This is a genomic window from Teichococcus coralli, assembly GCF_009829925.1.
Taxonomy (GTDB): Bacteria; Pseudomonadota; Alphaproteobacteria; order Acetobacterales; family Acetobacteraceae; genus Pseudoroseomonas; species Pseudoroseomonas coralli.
Genome location: NZ_SNVJ01000037.1, coordinates 1 through 17,135 on the forward strand (window position 1 = coordinate 1; position 17,135 = coordinate 17,135).

8 protein-coding genes and 2 pseudogenes are annotated in these 17,135 nt (G+C 68.1%); 8 read left to right on the top strand and 2 right to left on the bottom strand.

Going from position 1 to position 17,135, the window contains the following annotated elements; genetic code table 11:
- Together E0493_RS22035 and E0493_RS22040 are read right to left on the bottom strand one after the other, a co-directional pair.
- A pseudogene (locus tag E0493_RS22035) lies at positions 1-367 on the bottom strand (transposase); the annotation flags it as partial.
- A 174-nt stretch (positions 368-541) separates the two neighbouring features.
- Entirely contained in the window at positions 542-1,735 is a 1,194-nt protein-coding gene (locus tag E0493_RS22040) for a DUF3616 domain-containing protein (RefSeq protein ID WP_160939425.1), read from the bottom strand.
- A 649-nt stretch (positions 1,736-2,384) separates the two neighbouring features.
- Here E0493_RS22040 and E0493_RS24010 point away from each other — a divergent pair.
- From E0493_RS24010 to E0493_RS22080, 8 genes and pseudogenes are all read left to right on the top strand, one after another.
- On the top strand, positions 2,385-2,756 hold the full coding sequence (locus E0493_RS24010) for a transposase family protein (protein WP_160939426.1): 372 nt from the start codon (positions 2,385-2,387) through the stop codon (positions 2,754-2,756).
- Between the two features lie 68 nt (positions 2,757-2,824).
- Positions 2,825-3,331 (top strand): annotated as a pseudogene (locus tag E0493_RS22050) (IS481 family transposase); the annotation flags it as partial.
- A gap of 324 nt (positions 3,332-3,655) precedes the next feature.
- Positions 3,656-5,476, top strand: a complete 1,821-nt coding sequence (locus E0493_RS22055) for a hypothetical protein (RefSeq protein ID WP_160939427.1) — start codon at positions 3,656-3,658, stop codon at positions 5,474-5,476.
- 148 nt (positions 5,477-5,624) lie between these two features.
- Entirely contained in the window at positions 5,625-9,278 is a 3,654-nt protein-coding gene (locus tag E0493_RS22060) for a S8 family serine peptidase (protein ID WP_160939428.1), read from the top strand.
- Positions 9,279-9,436: 158 nt separating this feature from the next.
- Positions 9,437-10,483 (top strand): trypsin-like serine peptidase, encoded by a 1,047-nt coding sequence (locus E0493_RS22065; RefSeq protein WP_160939429.1) that lies wholly within the window; start codon positions 9,437-9,439, stop codon positions 10,481-10,483.
- A gap of 21 nt (positions 10,484-10,504) precedes the next feature.
- Positions 10,505-12,718: a trypsin-like serine peptidase gene (locus E0493_RS22070; RefSeq protein WP_160939430.1), complete on the top strand. Its 2,214-nt coding sequence runs from the start codon at positions 10,505-10,507 to the stop codon at positions 12,716-12,718.
- Entirely contained in the window at positions 12,715-16,155 is a 3,441-nt protein-coding gene (locus tag E0493_RS22075; protein WP_160939431.1) for an ATP-binding protein, read from the top strand. The genes E0493_RS22070 and E0493_RS22075 overlap by 4 nt, the downstream gene beginning before the upstream one ends.
- A 340-nt stretch (positions 16,156-16,495) precedes the next feature.
- Positions 16,496-17,135 (top strand): transposase (locus E0493_RS22080; RefSeq protein ID WP_160939432.1); only part of this gene is annotated, 640 nt, incomplete at its 3' end.

The following is a 17,135-nucleotide window of genomic DNA, read 5'->3' on the forward strand; positions in this document are numbered from 1 at the left end:
GATGCAGACTGATCGGAAACCGCTCTAATAAAGGCTGCCGTGACTTCGAGCCGCCGTCGAGCTCCGCCTGGACAAAATAGGCCGACGCCTTGCGCAGGATCTCGTTGGCTTGACACGGCTCGCGGTTCTCCCGCTCCAGCGCCCTGATCCGCTCCTGCTCCGCCGTGCTCGGGCCAGCCCGCACCCCCTGGTCGCGTTCCGCCTGCCGCCCCCACTTCCGCAAGGTCTCAACCGTGTAGTCGATCTTGGCCGCGATTGAGCCGATGGCCGACCACTGCGAGGCGTGGTCGCCTCCGTGATCCAGCGCCATTTGCACCGCCCGCTGTCGGATCTCCGGCGAGAACCGGTTCGACGTCTTCTTTGTCATGGCTCTACCTTCTCAAGGGTTGGAGCCTCCGGCAAACCCGGGGCAGTTCATCGTCCGCAGGCGGACGAACTCTGGTCTCGATAGGCTGGGTTTATGGTTTAGCGGTACCTCCGAGACGCATGGCACATCTGCCGAGAAGGCGACTTCGTTCCAACGAACTGGCGGTCGGATATGTCAAAATCTGCCAGCATCGTCGAGTTTCAAAACGGCACTCCGGAAACGGCGCCCGGTATCCAGCTTCGCGCAGGTCTTGCCGGCATGATCTGGCTTGAAATCGCCATCATCGCTGAGCAGGAGTGCTTTCTCCCCAGAGGGAGCGAGGAGCAAAGCTTCGGGCTGGAAGCGCTCGCCGATCGGTCTGTTGAGGGCTCCCGTAGCCATTGTCAGTGGAATGGGTTGGTCCCCATTCCGACCAGACCACTGGAAGAGGGTGAAGCCAGAACGGCCCGGAACACTCGGCGCATCATCGTTGCCTGGCCCTGCCACGATGACATAGGCCTTTCTGGCAGCAGAGAACTCCATGCTCCTGATGCCTCTGCCCTCAAGATCAAGCGGCTTGAACACCACCAACTCTGGTCTGACCGTACCGGCGCTGTCCTCCACCAGGGCTGTAGGGTTGTTTAGGCGTACTACCGTGGCCATGCCGTTCTGAAGTGGATTTCTGAGGCCAATCAACAGAGATGATCCATCGTCTCCAGCGGCCAGACTCTCAATGTTCAGTCCTTTCTGTTCGGGTTTGAGTTCTGCGTCCTCGTCTTGTGTTCCTATTGCGCTGGCTAGGTCTTGAGAGGCGGCAGATAAGGCTTGGATCAGGCTCCGGGGCCTCGTGCCCGCGGCTGGCTCGAGCCCTATAGGGGTGCCATTTGCATCGTAGCGTACCGAGGTAGCAAAAAACTGGTGGCGTTGCGTTCGAACTTTGCCCTTACCCCCGCTCCGGCTATGCGAACCGATCCAGTAAATACGCCCGCCCAGCCATGCTGCGCCTTCGAGATCGGCCTTGTTATCCTCGTCCTGATCGACATCTAACCCAAGGAAGTTTTTCAGGTCCAAGTAGGCAGTGGGCTTCCCCGAGGCGTCAGAAGAATAGATCCGGAGCGTGTTGTCCTCGTCGTTCGCCACCACGAAATAGCGGCCAAAGCTCATTTCCGGCAGCAAGACAGCGGCGGATGCCTCGCAGATGTCATCGTGGAACAGCACGGCACCGTCGTGACGTGCTTCTTGGCTATTCGCCGGGTTAACAGCAGTGATCCAAAGTGCTGTGGCGCACCCGCACACGAAGAATCTCCACAAGCCTTGGCCCCCGAAGAGGCTTCTTCGAGCGAGTGCTTCGCCGCCCGCCCGCCTCAACAGTGAGCTTTGGACGCGCATGTTTCCTCCCGCCGATGGATGTAGGGGTTTAGGGGCCCCTCGATGATATATTGTTGCAAATTCGATACTAAATCCAGTCTCAGCGGGCAGAGCAACTCTCATTGTTGATCGCACCCGAACGTGACGGGTTTGATTTCATCAATGAGCTTAAATCGATGTGGCGCTCTGGCTTCATTTAAACATGCCGGCCTCGGCCTCTCGGCCTTCCGAAAGCCGTTATTCACTTTTGGCCATCAGCGCCTTCGGGCGAGAGCCGGCTGCCCGCCCCGGCAGTGACAGGATTGCCCCGTCGTTCCCTCCTTCGCGAGAATGTCCCTTCGCGCGGGTCAAGAATTTGGCTGCGTGTTGCCCGGAACATCGGCCGCATCGGGCGCCGCCGGGCTGAGAGCGGGTTCGTCCCGCTGCACTTGGCAGGCATAGTCCGCCTGCAGGGCCAGGCGGATCGCCTCCGTGGCCGGACCCCGCAAGGTGGCTGGCCGCGTTGACGCGTAGCGCAGAAAGGCCGCCCGCAGCTGTTCGGGCGCCGCGTCTCCCGGCACGCTGTCAACGCCGCCTGAATCGTGGTTCTCCCGCACTTCCCGTGCTGCTGGGGTAGCAGGCACAGCGCCTGGGACGCAGATGAAGCGCCTCGCAACTTGTGAGGTCTGTCATGCTCAAGCGTCTGCTGCCCCTGATTCCAGCGGGGTTGCTGGTCCGACAGATCCTGCCGGCAGCGGGCGGCCTCGTCATCGTGGCCGCGTCCCAGACCAGAGCGGCAGCCTGCCCAAGCTGCGGCGCCCCTTCAGCGGTGATGCACAGCCGGTATGAGCGCCGACTGCAGGATCTGCCCTGGCAGGGCCAGCCGGTGACCTTGTGGATCCAGGGGCGTAGGCTACGATGCTGCAATCCAGATTGCCGGCGCAAGACCTTTGTCGAGCGCCTGGTCGCAGGTGCCGCCGCGGCACGCCGGACTTCTCGGCTGACTGACCTCCAACAACTGTTTAGCCCCAAGGTGTGGTGGTACGCTGGGCCACCATGCTGAGAGAGATGCGCGCTATAGGCTAGGTTCTCCACGGCTGCGCCCGCACGACGGAGGCAGTTCATCGCGCGATCCAACTACAACATGCAACTACAACAAGGAGCGTTAGAGCCCTGGCCCGGCGCTTCAGCGTCAGTCCCACCACTATCCAGAAGTGGCGCAAGCGCTCCACCACAGCAGACGCCCCGCAAGGGACCGAAGGAGGCTCGATCCTCTGTCCTGACACCCGAGGAAGAGGCCATCGTCGTCGCCTTCCGCCGGCATACGCTGCTGCCGCTGGATGACTGCCTCTACGGCCTCCAGCCGACGATTCCACACCTGACCCTATCGGCCCTACATCGCTGCCTAGCGCGACACGGCATCAGCCGCTTGCCCCAGATCGGGAACGATAAGCCGCCCAGCCAGCGCTTCGCCACCTATGCGATGGGCTACTTCCACATTGACCTCGCCGAGGTCAGCACCGCGCAGGGTAAGCTGGGCCTCTTCGTGGTGGTCACCGCACCAGCAAGTTCGCCTTCGCCTGCCTCGTCGAGAACGCTGGCAAAATGGAGGCGGCGGACTTCCTGCGCGACCTGATTAAGCCTGCCACGCACGATGGATCGTATTCGTTGCGATATAAATACATTTCTTGTTCGCAACAAACTCCCATGTATAGTTCCCGTCGATAAGCAATCGGAACAACCACAGGGGGGACCGTGTTGCGATCGGGCTGCAGCAACCCTCGAGTCTGCTTCATCGCGCTTGGCATCCTCCTGCTCCCGGCGACCACCGCCCGCGACGCCTCGGCGGCAATCGAGCGTGTTTCGAACCCCTCCCCGGACCGGGTGACGGAGACTTTGTCCGAGGCTGACGGGCGGGTGACGGTGACCCTGCGGAACAGCGGGGCGGCGGGAGAGGCACCCGTGACACTCAAGACCCAGCGGAACTTCACGCCGGTTGGCTCCGGTGACCCGGTCGGGGCCAAGTGGGTCCGCCTTGATACCAACCAGCCACCAGACGGAGACAACCAGTTCCTGCTGGCGCCCGGTGAAACGGCGACCCTCGCGGCGAGCGGCACGTTCCGCACCCCAGGGACGTGGGAGGTGGTCGTCGAGGTAGTCGGCTCAGGCCCGGCAGCGACCAGGCGCATCGTGCTGGCCGTGACCCGGACCCCGCCGCCCGCCATACCCTCCACCCTGCTGGCAGAGCCGAGGACGGCGCGGGTCACGCTCCGTCCGCTTGAGTTCGGCACGCCCCTCGGGCTGGAGGTGCGCCTCGAGGCCAGGAACCAAGGAACCCAGCCCCTGCGGCTGAAGAACGCCACCGTGGGGCAGGTGAGTACAACGTCGGACCCGGCCGAGGTGTCGTCCTCAACCGCGAAGTTCACCATTTCGAAGAGCGACTGCGGATCGGATCTGCGGGCGGGAGCGACCTGCCGCATCGCGCTGGGCATCCCTTCCGATCTAAGGCCTGGTCGCTACGTCGCGGAGGTTGTCCTCCCCGGCGAGGGCGGCGGCGAGTCGGTGCGGAGCCAGACCGTCGAGGTTCGCCGTTCGGCGTGGACGGCAGGCTTCACCTGTGCCTTCGGCGCGCTGCTGGGCGCCCTGGTCTCCACTTGGCGCTCCACTGGCCGTATTCGGGTCGAGGCGCGGATACTCGCCGCGGAACGGCGGCGGCGAGTGAGCGAGATCATGGCTGCCGCCACGCTCCAGCCTGCGAAGGACGCCCTGGCGAGCTTGCGCGAGCGCCTGGAGGATCTGGACGGCTCGATCCGCCGCGGCCTGCTGCCTCCGGATTTCTCCCCCCACGATGCCCGCCTGCAGGCCATCATCGGTGCCCTGGACGCGTACGGTGCCATCGACCTCAATTCGCCTGAGCAGGAGGCCGCGCTTGGCAGCCCGGTCAAGAACCTTCAGACGGCGCTAGAGAATGCGGCGCGGGAGCAGGGCCTGAAGGAGGATGTGACCAAAGGAATCGCGGATGCGGCCGGGAAACTGCGCCTTGAGGCGGCTGAGTTCCAGACCCTGCGCGAGAACGCTCTGTCCGCGGACAAGGCCCTTGCCGCGCTTGGCCCCCGCCTTCTTACTCTGCTGCAGGGCACGGCCCTTGCGAATGCCTGGCACGCGCTGTGGGAGGCCCGGGAGCACGCGTTCCCGCAGCCGGGCGCGGAGACGGACGGGAAGACCCTCCTGCAGCGCACCGCCGAAATCCAGAGCCTGACGGCGGCACTCAACGAGGCCGCCGCGGCAGATGCGGTTCCCAAGGACATCCTGGAACGGCTCAAGGAACGTGCGGCCCGGAACCCGGCTCCCTACGCGCCGCTCGTCAAGGAGGCGGAGGAACTCGCTGTGCTCTGGCGCCGCTTGCCATCCCGCCAGCGGATGGAACAGGCGAACCATGTTGCGCGGACACCCGAGGGCGTGGCGGAGGGGGCGGCCGAGGCAGGCCAGCAGTCCCCCGTCGCTTCCATCCCCGTCGTCGTGCCGCCGGGCAGCGGACTGACGCTCGACTTCGACAGCCTCCTGTCCGGTCCCGTCCGCCTTGCCGCGCTCTCGGAGCTGGAGCGCCTCAAGTCGGCCTGGGACATGCTCGCCAACGCTGCCGTGCTGCTCGGGATCGGCGCGGCGGCCGTACCGCTCCTATGGGTCGGCAATCCGATCTGGGGCGCCCCGTCTGACATCGTGACCGCATTGCTCGCGGGGATGGGCACCCGCCTTGCGGTCGGCTCGGCGGCGCGCCCGTAGGCGAGGGAGGGGAGCCGCACGGCATGCCAGCCTGGGGCCAAGACCACCTCAGGAAGGACTTCGGCGGCAGGGGCGGGCGCCCCCGGCGCCAGGCTCGGCGTGGGGGCCGAACGGCAGGCGCCGCGCCATGCGACGGAAACCCGTGACGATGCGGCAGAGAGGCAAGGGGTTGGACACCATGGACGAAGGGCTGTCGGAACTGGGCCGTGAGCTGCTCGGGGACGTGACCGACAAGGCGGTGGCCGAGGCGATGGGGTACCGGGAGGATGCCGCGCTGGACGGCGGCCCGGCCGAGGAGGGCGCCGCGCCGCCGCCGGACTGGTACGACGTGATCTCGCAGACGGCTTACGACTTCATCGTGCGGTGGGAGACGGGCGGGCGGAGCTACTACGAGAAGGTCATCCGTAACAGGCCGGTGTGGCCCGGCTACTCGTCCGGCGTCACGATCGGCTGCGGCTACGATTTGGGCTACCACGAGGCATCTGCGGTCCGGAGCGACTGGGAGGGCCGCATCGGGCGCGCCGCGCTGGAGCGACTGGAGCCGACGATCGGCTTCCGGACCGTGGAGCCCGACCGCCCCGCGAAGGTCGAGCGCGCCAAGGCCCTGGTGGCCAGCCTGTCCGACGTCACCGTCCCATGGGACGTCGCCATCGCGCAGTTCGACGCCGGGAAGCTGCCGAAGCTGGTGGCCGACCTCTACCGCGGCCTCGAGAACCTCGACCGGCTGCACCCGCACTCGCGGGGCGCGTTGCTGAGCCTCGTCTTCAACAGGGGCAGGTCCTTCGCGGCGCAGGGGCCGCGCTACGCGGAGATGCGCGCCATCGCCGAGGCCATGCGCGAGGGGACGCCTGCCGCCTTCGGGCGCATCCCGCGCCTGCTCCTGGACATGCGGCGCATCTGGGGCCCGACGTCCAGCATCTCCGAGCGCCGGGAGGGCGAGGCGAAGCTCTTCGAGGCCGGGCTGTCCGAGATGAGGCTCTTCGGGGGCCTCGTCGCGGGCGCCACGCCCGAGGCGGCGGGAGGGCCTCTTGCCGAGGACCACTCGGACGCCGGCGAGCCCCAGAGCGACGTCGCCGAGGACGAGGGGACGGAGGAGGCGGCCGGCCTTGAGCCGGCCGGGCCCGCGGCCAGGGCCGCCTGGAACCCCGTGGACGACGAGCAGCCCGACTACCGCCACCTCGACACGCGGCTGGCCGGGGGCACCGCGGAGATCACGCCGGAGGACATCGAGGCGCTGGTCGCCGCCAACTCCTTCGCGCCCAAGGAAGGGCGCATCGTCTTCGCCCTGCGCGGAGCGCGCCTCGCCGGAGGGGACGCGCGAGAGGACGTGCCGTCCTTCACCATCACGGACCAGCGGCCGGACCACAGGGATTTCCGCTGCGTCATCGGGGTCTACGACCCGGCGAGCCGCCGCCTCCACGCCTACCAGGCGTCCACGGTTCCGGAGGCCATGTACGTGGAGAAGTGCCGCCGCGACTTCGCGGCGGGCGTCCCCGTCGGCAGCCTCACGGGCAACGTCCTGCCGACGGGCTGCTACACGGTGACGGTCGGCACCCATAAGGCGGGCCAGCCCGGCGAGATCCCGGCGGTGCTCCGGCTCTCCGATACGCCGACGGGCGCCTCCCGCGTGGTCGTGCTCAGGTCTCTGGACGACGCGACCTACGACCGCCGCGACCGCTTCGTGGAGGCCGTGCCCGCCGACAACGTGCACCCGGGGCAGCGGCGGAGCGGGTTCTCGTCGGCCGGGTGCCTGACGCTGCCGGGCCAGTTCCGGCACGGCCAGCACAGCGGGTCCTGGGCGGCGTTCCGGAAGGCGGCGGGCTTCGACGAGAGCATGCTCGGAAAGCAATTTTCCTTGGTGCTGCTCACGGGGCTGGATGCCGTCATGGCCGCCGAACTGCGGCGCACGGGCGGGGATCGGTCGGCGCTGCGGCGGCTGCGGCACGGCTCCCGGGGAGAGGCGGTTTCGCGGCTGCAGGAAGCGCTCGGCCTCGCGCCAGATGCCTCGCGCCTCATGGGGCCCGTCACGCGCGCGGCCCTGGCCAGGGCGCAGTCCGCGAGGCTCGGCTGGGCCGACGCCATCCACTCGCCGGAGATGGACGGCCTGCTCGGCTTCGCCGTCTTCAACGGGACGCCAGAGGCGGCCCAGCCCGAGGCCGCGCAGCCCGCCCTGGCCGCGGCGGCGGCGGCAGACCTCAGGGGCGACGTCCCCCTGGCGCCCTTCCTGGACCATCCCGCCGGGGAGCCCTCGGGCATCCTACCGCTCCGTCTGGTCGCGAACTTTGACGGGGAACGGCCCGCCGACGCGGACATCACGGCGCTAGCTGAGGCGCGGATTGGCCGCAAGGTCACGGTGGGGCCGCTCTTTGAAGCCGACCCTGACCTGGACCGTTTCCGGAAGATCGAGGTTCCCGGCGTCATGCGGCCCAGCCGCGCGGACCTCTTCGACCTGGCCGCCGCGCTGAAGGAGGCGATCGGCGCCGCCGTGGTGGAGCCGGACGTCGGCTCAGACTACTACGCGGAGGAGATCCCCGAGGACGCCATCGGCCAGGAGAGCGCCGATCTGGCCTTCTGGTGCTGGGCAAGCGACACCAAGAACCGTCCCCGGAACCCGGACTGGGCGCTGGTCGACACGGGCGTCCGCGAGGCATGGTCCATGCAGCCCCAGCCCGGCGGCGCGGCGCAGGGCAAGGGCGTCGTGATCTTCCAGCCCGACACGGGCGTCGTGTCAGCCCACGTCGAGCTCCCGCCGGGCCTCGTGGACGACGCCCGGGCCCTGAACCTGGTGGAGAGCACGGCGCGGCCGGAGGACCCCCGCAGCGGCGGGTCGAACCCGGGCCACGGCACCGCGACCGCGAGCATCATCGTCAGCCCGCCGGACGGCCAGATGAGCGGCGCGGCGCCCGGCGCCACCCTCGTCCCGGTGCGGTGCATTGAGACGGTCGCGGTGTTCGACCAGAGCCCGGTCGCCCAGGCCATCGACCACGCGCGCCGCAACGGCGCGCACGTCATCACTATGAGCCTCGGCGGCGTGCCCAGCATGGCCCTGCACGCCGCGCTGAAGCGCGCGGTGGACGAGAACGTGATCGTCCTCGCCGCGGCGGGCAACTGCGTGGGCGAGGTGGTCTGGCCCGCGCGCTACGACGCCGCCATTGCCGTGGCCGGCTTCAACGAGGCCGGGCAGCCGTGGCGCGGCTCCTCCCGCGGGCCGGACGTGGACATCTCCGGCCCGGCCGAGTACGTGCTGAGGGCCTACGGCGGGGACACGGCCGTCCCGCCCAGCGCCGTCAGCGGCGGCCAGGGCACCTCCTTCGCCACGGCCCTCAACGCCGCCATCGCCGCGCTGTGGCTGGCTCACCACGGCCGGGACCGGCTGATCGGGATGCTGCCGCCGGGCCGGGTCCTCCAGGACGTGTTCCGGGACCTGATCCGCGCGGCCGCCGTGCCGATGCCGGGCCTCAACCCCGGCGAGTTCGGGCCCGGCCTGCTCCGGGCCGACCGCCTGCTCTCCTGGGATCTCCAGGGGGTCATAGGGGCGAGGCAGGAGGCGCCCCCCGGCGCCGACGACCCCGTGGACAGCCTCGTGTCGCTCCTGTCCCGGACGGGTGGCGAGGCGGTCCTGGAGGCCGCGGAAACCGCGCTGCGCCCGGACCGGCAGCACGTCGTCGAGATGGCCTGCATCGCGCTGGACCGCGCGCGCAAGGGCACCACGCGGCGCGCCTACCTGGAGGCCCAGCCGCCGCCGGACATGTCGGTCGCCCTGCTCCGCCGCATCGGCGCAGCGGCCGCAGCCTTCAGCTGACCTGGGACTCGAGGAGGTCGAAGATGCCTGATCCAGTCACCCCCGATCCCGCCCCGCGGCTCGAGACGGCGGCGGCCCGCGCCCGCCGCATCCTCGGGGGGAGATCCGCCTCCGGCCAGGAGTCGTCCGCACAGGAGGCTGGCGTCAGCCGCCTCGGCATGCCGGACGAGCAGGATGCGCGCGCGATCGCCGCGAAGCTGCGCGCCGTGGCCCCCGCCGCCACAGCCGGCGCAGCCGGGCGCGATCAGGACGCCGAGGCCGCCGCGCTGGGCCAGAGCCTCGTCAGCCGCGCCCGGGACGCGATGCTCCGGCTCCTCAACGGAACGGCGGACGGGAACATCGGCGGCGGCGACGCCACGGCGCTGGAGGCCGTCATGTTCGCGCGCGGCCGTCCCGCACTTCGCATAGTCGAGGCAAGGATTGAGCCGATCTCTGACCAGCTCCACCCAGGCTCGGGCATTTGGCGCACCGTCATTGCGAACCATGAGGGATCGATGCTCACCACCTGCGCCTCCACCGGGGCGGTGCGGGTGCGCGACAAGATCAGCGGGCGCGGGCCTTGGGTCCAAGGCACCGCATGGGTGATCGGCGGCGACTGCGTCGTGACCAACAGGCACGTCGTGTTTCCCGGCGGCGGCTTCAACCACCTTGCCCAGCGTCTGCCCGGCCAACCCCCGAAGGCCATCCTGAAGAAGCACCTGGACATCAGCGTGGACTTCGCCTTCGATGACACGGGGCCCTCGCTCAGCTTCCCGGTGGCGGAGGTGCTTTACGTGGCGGAGGAGGGCCATCCCCTCGACGTGGCGGTCCTCCGCCTCGCGGCGAACGGCCAGGCCGCCATGCCAGGGCCGCTGGTGATGATGGAGGATGTCCTGGCCGTCGGCGACATCTACGTCGTCGGGCATCCGGGAAAGTTAGACCCGTCGCTGGTGCCGGAAAAGGTGCAGGCTGTCTTCGGCTCGCCAGACGAGCGCAAGCGCGTCAGCCTCGGCAAGCAGATGGAGATGGACGGCAGATACCCCGGGGATGCCGTCTATGACGCCTCCTCGATCGGAGGCTTCTCTGGGGGGGCCGTCTGCGCCATCGGCCTGCCCGGGGTCGGGGCGCTCCACTACATGGGGGACGAGTCCAACGGGAACCGCGGGGTGCTCACGTCGGAACTGCTGAAATCGCCCGTGCAGGGCTTCATTCGCAGGGGCAGGTGACCCATGCCGGATGTCCCTCCAATGGATGAAACGGCCGAGGCGTTGGCTAAGGTCATCGCGCGGCACGTCTCCATCACGACTCTCTCGCAGGCCGTTGAGCTGTTGGGGTTCTGCCCGGATTGGGAGGTGCGCCGCAAGAGAGCTTCGCGGTTTCCTGACATGGCTCGGACCACCCTCGCCGGCGAGGCGTCCGCAGCGGCTGCGGCGGCGGGCATGCTCCCTGATCTCGCGGCGAGGCTGGCGGCGCAGATGCGCTTTGACCCCGAGGCCTTCGACGCCCTGGTACCCTACGGCAGAAGGGACGCATCTTGGGAAGCGAAGCAGGCAGCGCTCGCGCGCCGGGCGCATACAATGTCACTGCCGGGCCTGAGCGAGCACGCCGCACGTTGGATGAAATGGATATGCGTCGTTGCCGTGGACCTGCCGAACGGGACCAAGCGCGGCACGGGGTTCCTCGTTGGGCCCGACCTTGTGCTGACCGCGTGGCACACCGTGAAGCACCGCGCGGAGGGTTTCCGACGCTGCGTGATCTTCGACCATGAGGATGGCGCCGCCATCGAGAACCTGAGCCAGGTCGGAGCCAAGACCCGCGCCGTCGATTTCCATACGGAATGGAAGGCCGCATCCTGTGAGGATCTGCCGGGGGACGGTGTGCTCCCAGACCCGGACCCGATGACTGCGGACGACCTGCACAAGAGGCAGGAGTGCCTCGACTTTGCGCTCCTGCGCCTCCAGGAAAAGATCGGCCTTCAAGCCCTGAAGCCAGCCACTGGCGGGCCTGCGCGAGGGTGGCTTGTCCTGGCCTCGCCGGCGGGAGCCCCGCAGCAGGAGGCGAGGCCGGTTCCCGTGGCCCAGGACGACCGCATCATCATACCGCAGCACCCGTACGGGCATCCACAAAGGGTTGATTTCGGCCGCTACTCGCAAATCGACACCGAACTTGACTCCTCGGCGACCCGCCTGCGCTACAACACCGAAACCGCGCCGGGAACCTCGGGAGCCCCCTGCTTCAACGGGAACTACCGCCTCGTTGGCATGCACAACGCCTCCGTCCTGAAGCAGGGCGTAGCCATCGCGAACCAGGCGATCCGCATTGATCTGATCCTGAACAAGCTCAAGGCAGACAACCGGATCTGGAACGAACTGCTCGCGGCCATCCCCGAGGCCTCCGCTGCGGCGCAAGGGCCTGAAGCGGCGGAGCTCCCGGATGCGGTGGAGCCTCCGGACGTGCCGATCTGGAGCGTGTCCGCCGATGCCGCGAAGCCACTCATCATCATCGGGCGTCGGGCGCTCAGGGAATGGATCAAGGTCGCGGCGACGGACGCGACACCGACGCGTGCCGCGCGCGTTTATGCCGCCGTGGGAAAGGGGGCAGGCATCGCCGAAACCAAAGGCTTCGGGAAGTCCTTCTCGCTGCAGGTCCTGCGGGCGGCCCTCCTGGGAAAGCCAGATCCCGTCGTCGTCCTTGGCGAGGAGCTTGCCCTGATGCCCTTCAGCGCCCGCGATGTTCTCGGGGCTGTGGCCGTCCAACTCGGGATCGGCGAGGCGGAAATGAGGGGCATGCCACCACGTCCGTCCGGGGACCCGATGATTGGGAGGTCAGGATCCGACAAGCTGTCGTTCTGGGCCTCCAAGCAGTTGCCTGACTGGTTCGCCGGGGTGCTGGCCGGCCACCGTCGTTATACCTGGAACGTGAGCGATGAGGCGAGGAGGAGTAAAGGCTGGCTCGAGAAGATGAACATGCCTATCCCGCCGGAGATCGTTAAGCTCTCAGAGGCGAACGAGATGAGGGTGGAGAGCCGATGGCAGCAAGTCTGGATCGTGTTGGAACATCTCGGGGAGGCAACCATGCCGCAGGAGGTCAGGGACCTCTTTGCGGGGCTCGTGGGCACGAGCTCAGTTCCCGAAGCTAGCCTTCACCCGGATCTGCGCCGCCTGCGGTGGATGTTCCTGGGTGCCGCGCCGGACTTCCTGAGCGCGGATGCCACGATCGAGGTGCTCGACCCGATGATGGTCACGCCCGAGGATTGCCTTGCCCCAATCGAGGAAATGCTGGCGGCCCTGAACAGAGAGATGGGGGAAGAGACAAGGCAGGCCATGAGGCGGGCGCTGGCTGCCCTGCTGCAGAACGACATGCTCTCTGACCCCAGCATCCGGCTCAAGGTCCTTCAGAACCTCCTCGCCGACTATGTCAGTGAGTTCAGGCAGGCGGCCTCGCCGGGAGGCGTGTCATGACCGGGGAAACCAAACCGAAAGCCTTCGGCTCCCCGTCGAGGATTGACCTCGACCCGTCACGGCTGACCCACCTGGAGAACAACGCACTATCCCGCCTCTCCGCCATGAGGGCCGAACGGGATGTGAAGCTTGGGCCGACACCCCAGGAGGGCAGCGGAAGCCTTCCGCCCACCCGCGCTGCCCTGGTCGCAGCCATCAACGACACTGTCCTGGCGGAGGATCTAGACAGCTTCGGGAGCACCGAAGAGGTGGACGAGGTGCTCAGGCGCTGCGCCATGGTGATGGTGGGCGGCACCCGGAGGTTGCGCCTGACGGATGCCGCACGCGGGGAGGTATTGCGAGCCGCATGGGACGGGAAGCCGCTGCGACTCCTGCTGGATCAAGGAGCGGCTGAGAATGAGGTCGCCATCCATGACGAGCAAGGCGACGCCGGAGGGGAGGCTGGCGAAAGCTCGGAAGCGGTCGGCGACGGCGTCCCTAGCGAGGCGCGCCGGACCAACGCATGGCTGCGCTCATTCCTCCAGGACACCTCCCGAGAACGAGCCGCGCGGGTGCTTGAGACGGCACGGCCGGCAGCCCTGCGGGCGGCGACCACCGCGCTGGAACGACTGTGGCCCATCCGTCAGGCTCCCGCATCCGTAACCGGAGGGGAGGGCACCGCAGGCGGGATCAACGTCCCCCTGCCCCGCCCGCAGGACGTGCGCCGCCTCCTCGAGCTTGCGGAGCTGTTGGAACCCTTGCGGCTGTTGATCGGCGCCACCGGGGCAGCGGGCAGGGATCGCTTCGTTGGGCGGGAAAGGGAGCTGCGCGACCTGCGCGCCTTCGTGGACGCGCTGGCCTCGCAGACGCTTTCGGAGGGGATGCAGCGGGGCTTCAGGAGGGCCCTCGACTATATCTCAGGCGCCGTCACCGCGCGACGGGCACGGGTTCTCGTCATTGAGGCACGCGGTGGACTCGGCAAGACTGCACTGATCGCCAAGTTCGTGCTGGACCATGCATTGGCTGCGCCGGGAGTTCCGTTCGCCTATTTGGATTTCGACCGGGGCGCGCTCCAGCCTCGCGATCCAAGCCTGCTCCTGAGCGAAGTGGCACGCCAGATTGCCCTGCAGTTCCCGGTACTGGAGGAACCCCTCGCGGCGCTGAGGCTGGGCCTACGATCGCGACTGCCAGACCACAGCGACGCGGCAGCCTCCGACCCGTACGTCCAGTTCCGGGATCTCGTGCGTGGTCACCTAACCGGCGGCAGCCGCGCGGTGCTCCTCGTCATGGACACCTTCGAGGTGGTGCAGTTCGAGCCGGCCGCCATTGAGGGCGTCATCGGCTTCTTGGATCTGCTCGTTCGCGACGGCTTCCCGGAATTGAGGGTGGTGGTTTCCGGGAGGGCGGACATTCCCGATCTGCGGGTCGGGACCGAGGGACGAGCGGAGCGGGAACACTATCGTTTGCGGGCCCTCACCCCATCGGATGCTTCGGACATGGCTTCCCGGCTGGGCCGCGAGTTGCTCGGCGCAGCAAGCTGGAAGCCATCGTGGTCGAGGGCCATCGCGGGCGGGCCGAGTGCCTCGGAGGCGCAGCGTGAGCCGCTGACCATTGCGGTTGCCGTGGACCTGTTGAGCGCGGGCAAGGACGACGCGGAGCGCGAAAGGATCGCGGCGGAGATTCAGAGTTCCGCCGCCCGCGGTGGGGACATCGTGGCGCGGCTCTTCCAGAAGCGCCTCATCGAGCACATCCGTGATCGCGACGCGCGCAAGCTGGCATGGCCGGGTCTCGTCCTGCGGCGCCTCACGCGCCAACTGTCCGAAGAGGTGCTGGCGGGCCCCTGCGGACTGGAGCCCCATCGCGCTGCGGAGGCGTTCGAGATACTGGGCCGCGAGATCTGGCTGGTGCAGTCCGACGGCGACGCACTCCGGCACCGCCCGGACCTTCGCAGTCGCATGATGCCTGCCATGCGGGAGTACAGGCGCGAGGAGGACGACAAGCCGGGACAGCTCTTCCGGCAGGTGAACGGGGCCGCGATCGCTTGGTTTGGCGAGCGTAAGGACCTGAGCTCGGCCTATCGAGCCGAGTGGATCTACCATCGGTTGCTGGACGGGGAACCGCCGGAGGATATGCATGGAGACTGGACGGAGGAGGTCAGCGCTTTCCTCGCCGGTGCCGACGAGGACTTCGAGCCTGGCAGCCGGCAGCAAGCGTTTCTCCTGGGCCACGGAAGTTCAAGTCCCCTCCCGGCCACGCGGCTGGCCGAACTGCCGCCCTTGCTGGCAATGGAGCATCTTGCTCGGACTGCGCCAGACCTCGCCAGCCTCGTGGACTCGCGGCTCCACGCCAGGCTGCTGAACCTGAGGCTGCCTGACCTCCTGAATGCCCCGTTGACCTCGACCGCGCAGGCGGCTGCCTGCGCCCTGGCGGTCAAGACGGGGGCATGGCGCTTGCCGATCAGGCCGGGCGCGGAGCCGGGGCAGTGGTGGGAGGAGCAGCTCGTGGCGCAGCGCTACCTGCGCGCCCGGACATTGCCTGCAAGGCCGCCCCTGTTGGCCTTGAGGTTGGCGGAGGGCGATGCCCTCACTTCCCCTCACGCCTTGCTCCACGCGCTGCCCCAGGACATGGCTGCGGCGAAGCTCTGGGGAGTGCCGGGCTTCAGGGAGGCAGACGAGGCCCTCGCAAAGCTGCTCCGCAGCAGAAGCATTCGGTTCCGACGCCAGGACGGGGCAGCGCTTCGCCTCGCGATGCTGTTCGGGCAGCAGTCCTTCCGGGCAGCAACCAGGGCGTGGCGGTCCGGCGTGACAAGCCTGTGGTGGGGGAGTTCCGCGCCCACGCTGTCGGCTTCCGAGGCCAGAGCGCTGTACGACTTCATCCCAATGCCGACGGGCCGGGGGAAACAGTCCGCAAGGATGCAGGAAGTGGCGGATCAGGCCAGGAGAATGGCCTACGAAGGGCCAAACCGCATCCAGGCTCCGGCCATCGGCACCATCCTCCAGAGCGTGTTGAGTAACTTCAACATCAGGGAGGAAGGCCTAGGTTATGGGACGCACGAGGCAGTGCGTGCCTTCGCGGCGGCTCGCGACGAGGAGTGGGTCACGCCCCTGGCCTATGCGGCTTCCCGAACGGATTCCCCAAAGATCGGGACCAAGCTCTTGAAGTTCCTGGAATTCCATGACGCGGCCGATGAGGCCATCCGGGCGAGCAAGGGCGCGGCGGGGGGGGACATCCTGCAGATGCTGCGCCGGGCCGATGAGGGAGGGTTCTTGCGGGAGGCGCTCGTGCACATCGGTGAGGAGATCCCGGCGGAGACGGACTTCGGGTTCCTCCTTGAGCAACACGCGGCTTGGCGCTCCGCCATAGAAGGCTATCTACAGGATCTTCGCCTCGAGGAGCCTGAAGACGCGGGCCCCATGCTGAAGGAGGCAGACTCCTCTCCGGAAGATGAGGCAAGCTGATGGCCCGGACGTGCGCCGCCGAGGCAGAACTGGTGACCCTCCCGGGAGCCAAGATCTCCGAGGGCCGGGAGCCAGCCCTGCCTCGGCTGCGCTGGTTCAAGGACCGGGGAGGCTGACCCTGCCGTTGAAACCGCAGGACGAGGAGAGTTCGTCAAGCGTTCGGCTGCTCGGGTCCAGCGCCGCCACCGCATCCGCCAGGAAGCGCTTGGGGCGGGCGTACGACAGGGCTATTCTCGCGCCCAAACGAAGGGCGAAGAGATGACCGACGCGACGGACGCGGAGATGGACCCGTGGTGCCTAGAGCATGTTGCGAACCTTGGTCGTGCCTAGATGAGCGGGGATGTCTACTGATCCACACCGCTACTGCTATCCGACCGACAGCACGGAGGAGGAGTGGGCGTTCGCCGCGCCCTACCTGATGCTGCTGCCGGAGGACGCCGGACAGCGCCGGCATGTGTTGCGGGCCTCCTACGATGCGCTGCGCTGGATCGTTCGCGCCGGGGCGGCCTGGCGGATGCTGCCGGGCGACTTCCCGCCCTGGCACGTGGTCTATGACCAGGCGCGGCGCCTGGCTGGTGGCAGGCTGCTTCGAGGCCATGGCGCACGACCTGCGGGCCGTGCTGCGGCTGGCCGAGAGGCGCGCCGCCGCGCCGAGTGCCGCCATCCTGGACAGCCGGACGCTGCGGTTCACGCCGGAGAGCGGCACCCGGGCCGGTATGACGGGGCCAAGCGGCAGAAGGGCTCCAAGCTGCACGCGGCCGTCGACACCCGGGGCCACCTGCTGGCGCTGCACGTCATCGCGGCCGACCAGCAGGACCGTGCCCAGGTTGGCCAGCTCGCCGCGGCCATCCAGGAAGCCACCGGCGAGACGGTCGACCTCGCCTATGTCGACCAGGGCTACACGGGAGAGGAACCGGCCAAGGCCGCCAATGCCTGCGGCATGGCCCTGCAGGGTTGTGTTGCGAAGTTTGCAGCAGATT

Excerpts from the sequence above, each read along its gene's own strand:
- E0493_RS22075 (WP_160939431.1), top strand. The coding sequence starts at position 12,715 with ATGACCGGGGAAACCAAACCGAAAGCCTTCGGCTCCCCGTCGAGGATT.
- E0493_RS22065 (WP_160939429.1), top strand. The coding sequence starts at position 9,437 with ATGCCGGACGAGCAGGATGCGCGCGCGATCGCCGCGAAGCTGCGCGCC.
- E0493_RS22040 (WP_160939425.1), bottom strand. The coding sequence starts at position 1,735 with ATGCGCGTCCAAAGCTCACTGTTGAGGCGGGCGGGCGGCGAAGCACTC.
- E0493_RS24010 (WP_160939426.1), top strand. The coding sequence starts at position 2,385 with ATGCTCAAGCGTCTGCTGCCCCTGATTCCAGCGGGGTTGCTGGTCCGA.
- E0493_RS22070 (WP_160939430.1), top strand. The coding sequence starts at position 10,505 with ATGGATGAAACGGCCGAGGCGTTGGCTAAGGTCATCGCGCGGCACGTC.
- E0493_RS22060 (WP_160939428.1), top strand. The coding sequence starts at position 5,625 with ATGCGGCAGAGAGGCAAGGGGTTGGACACCATGGACGAAGGGCTGTCG.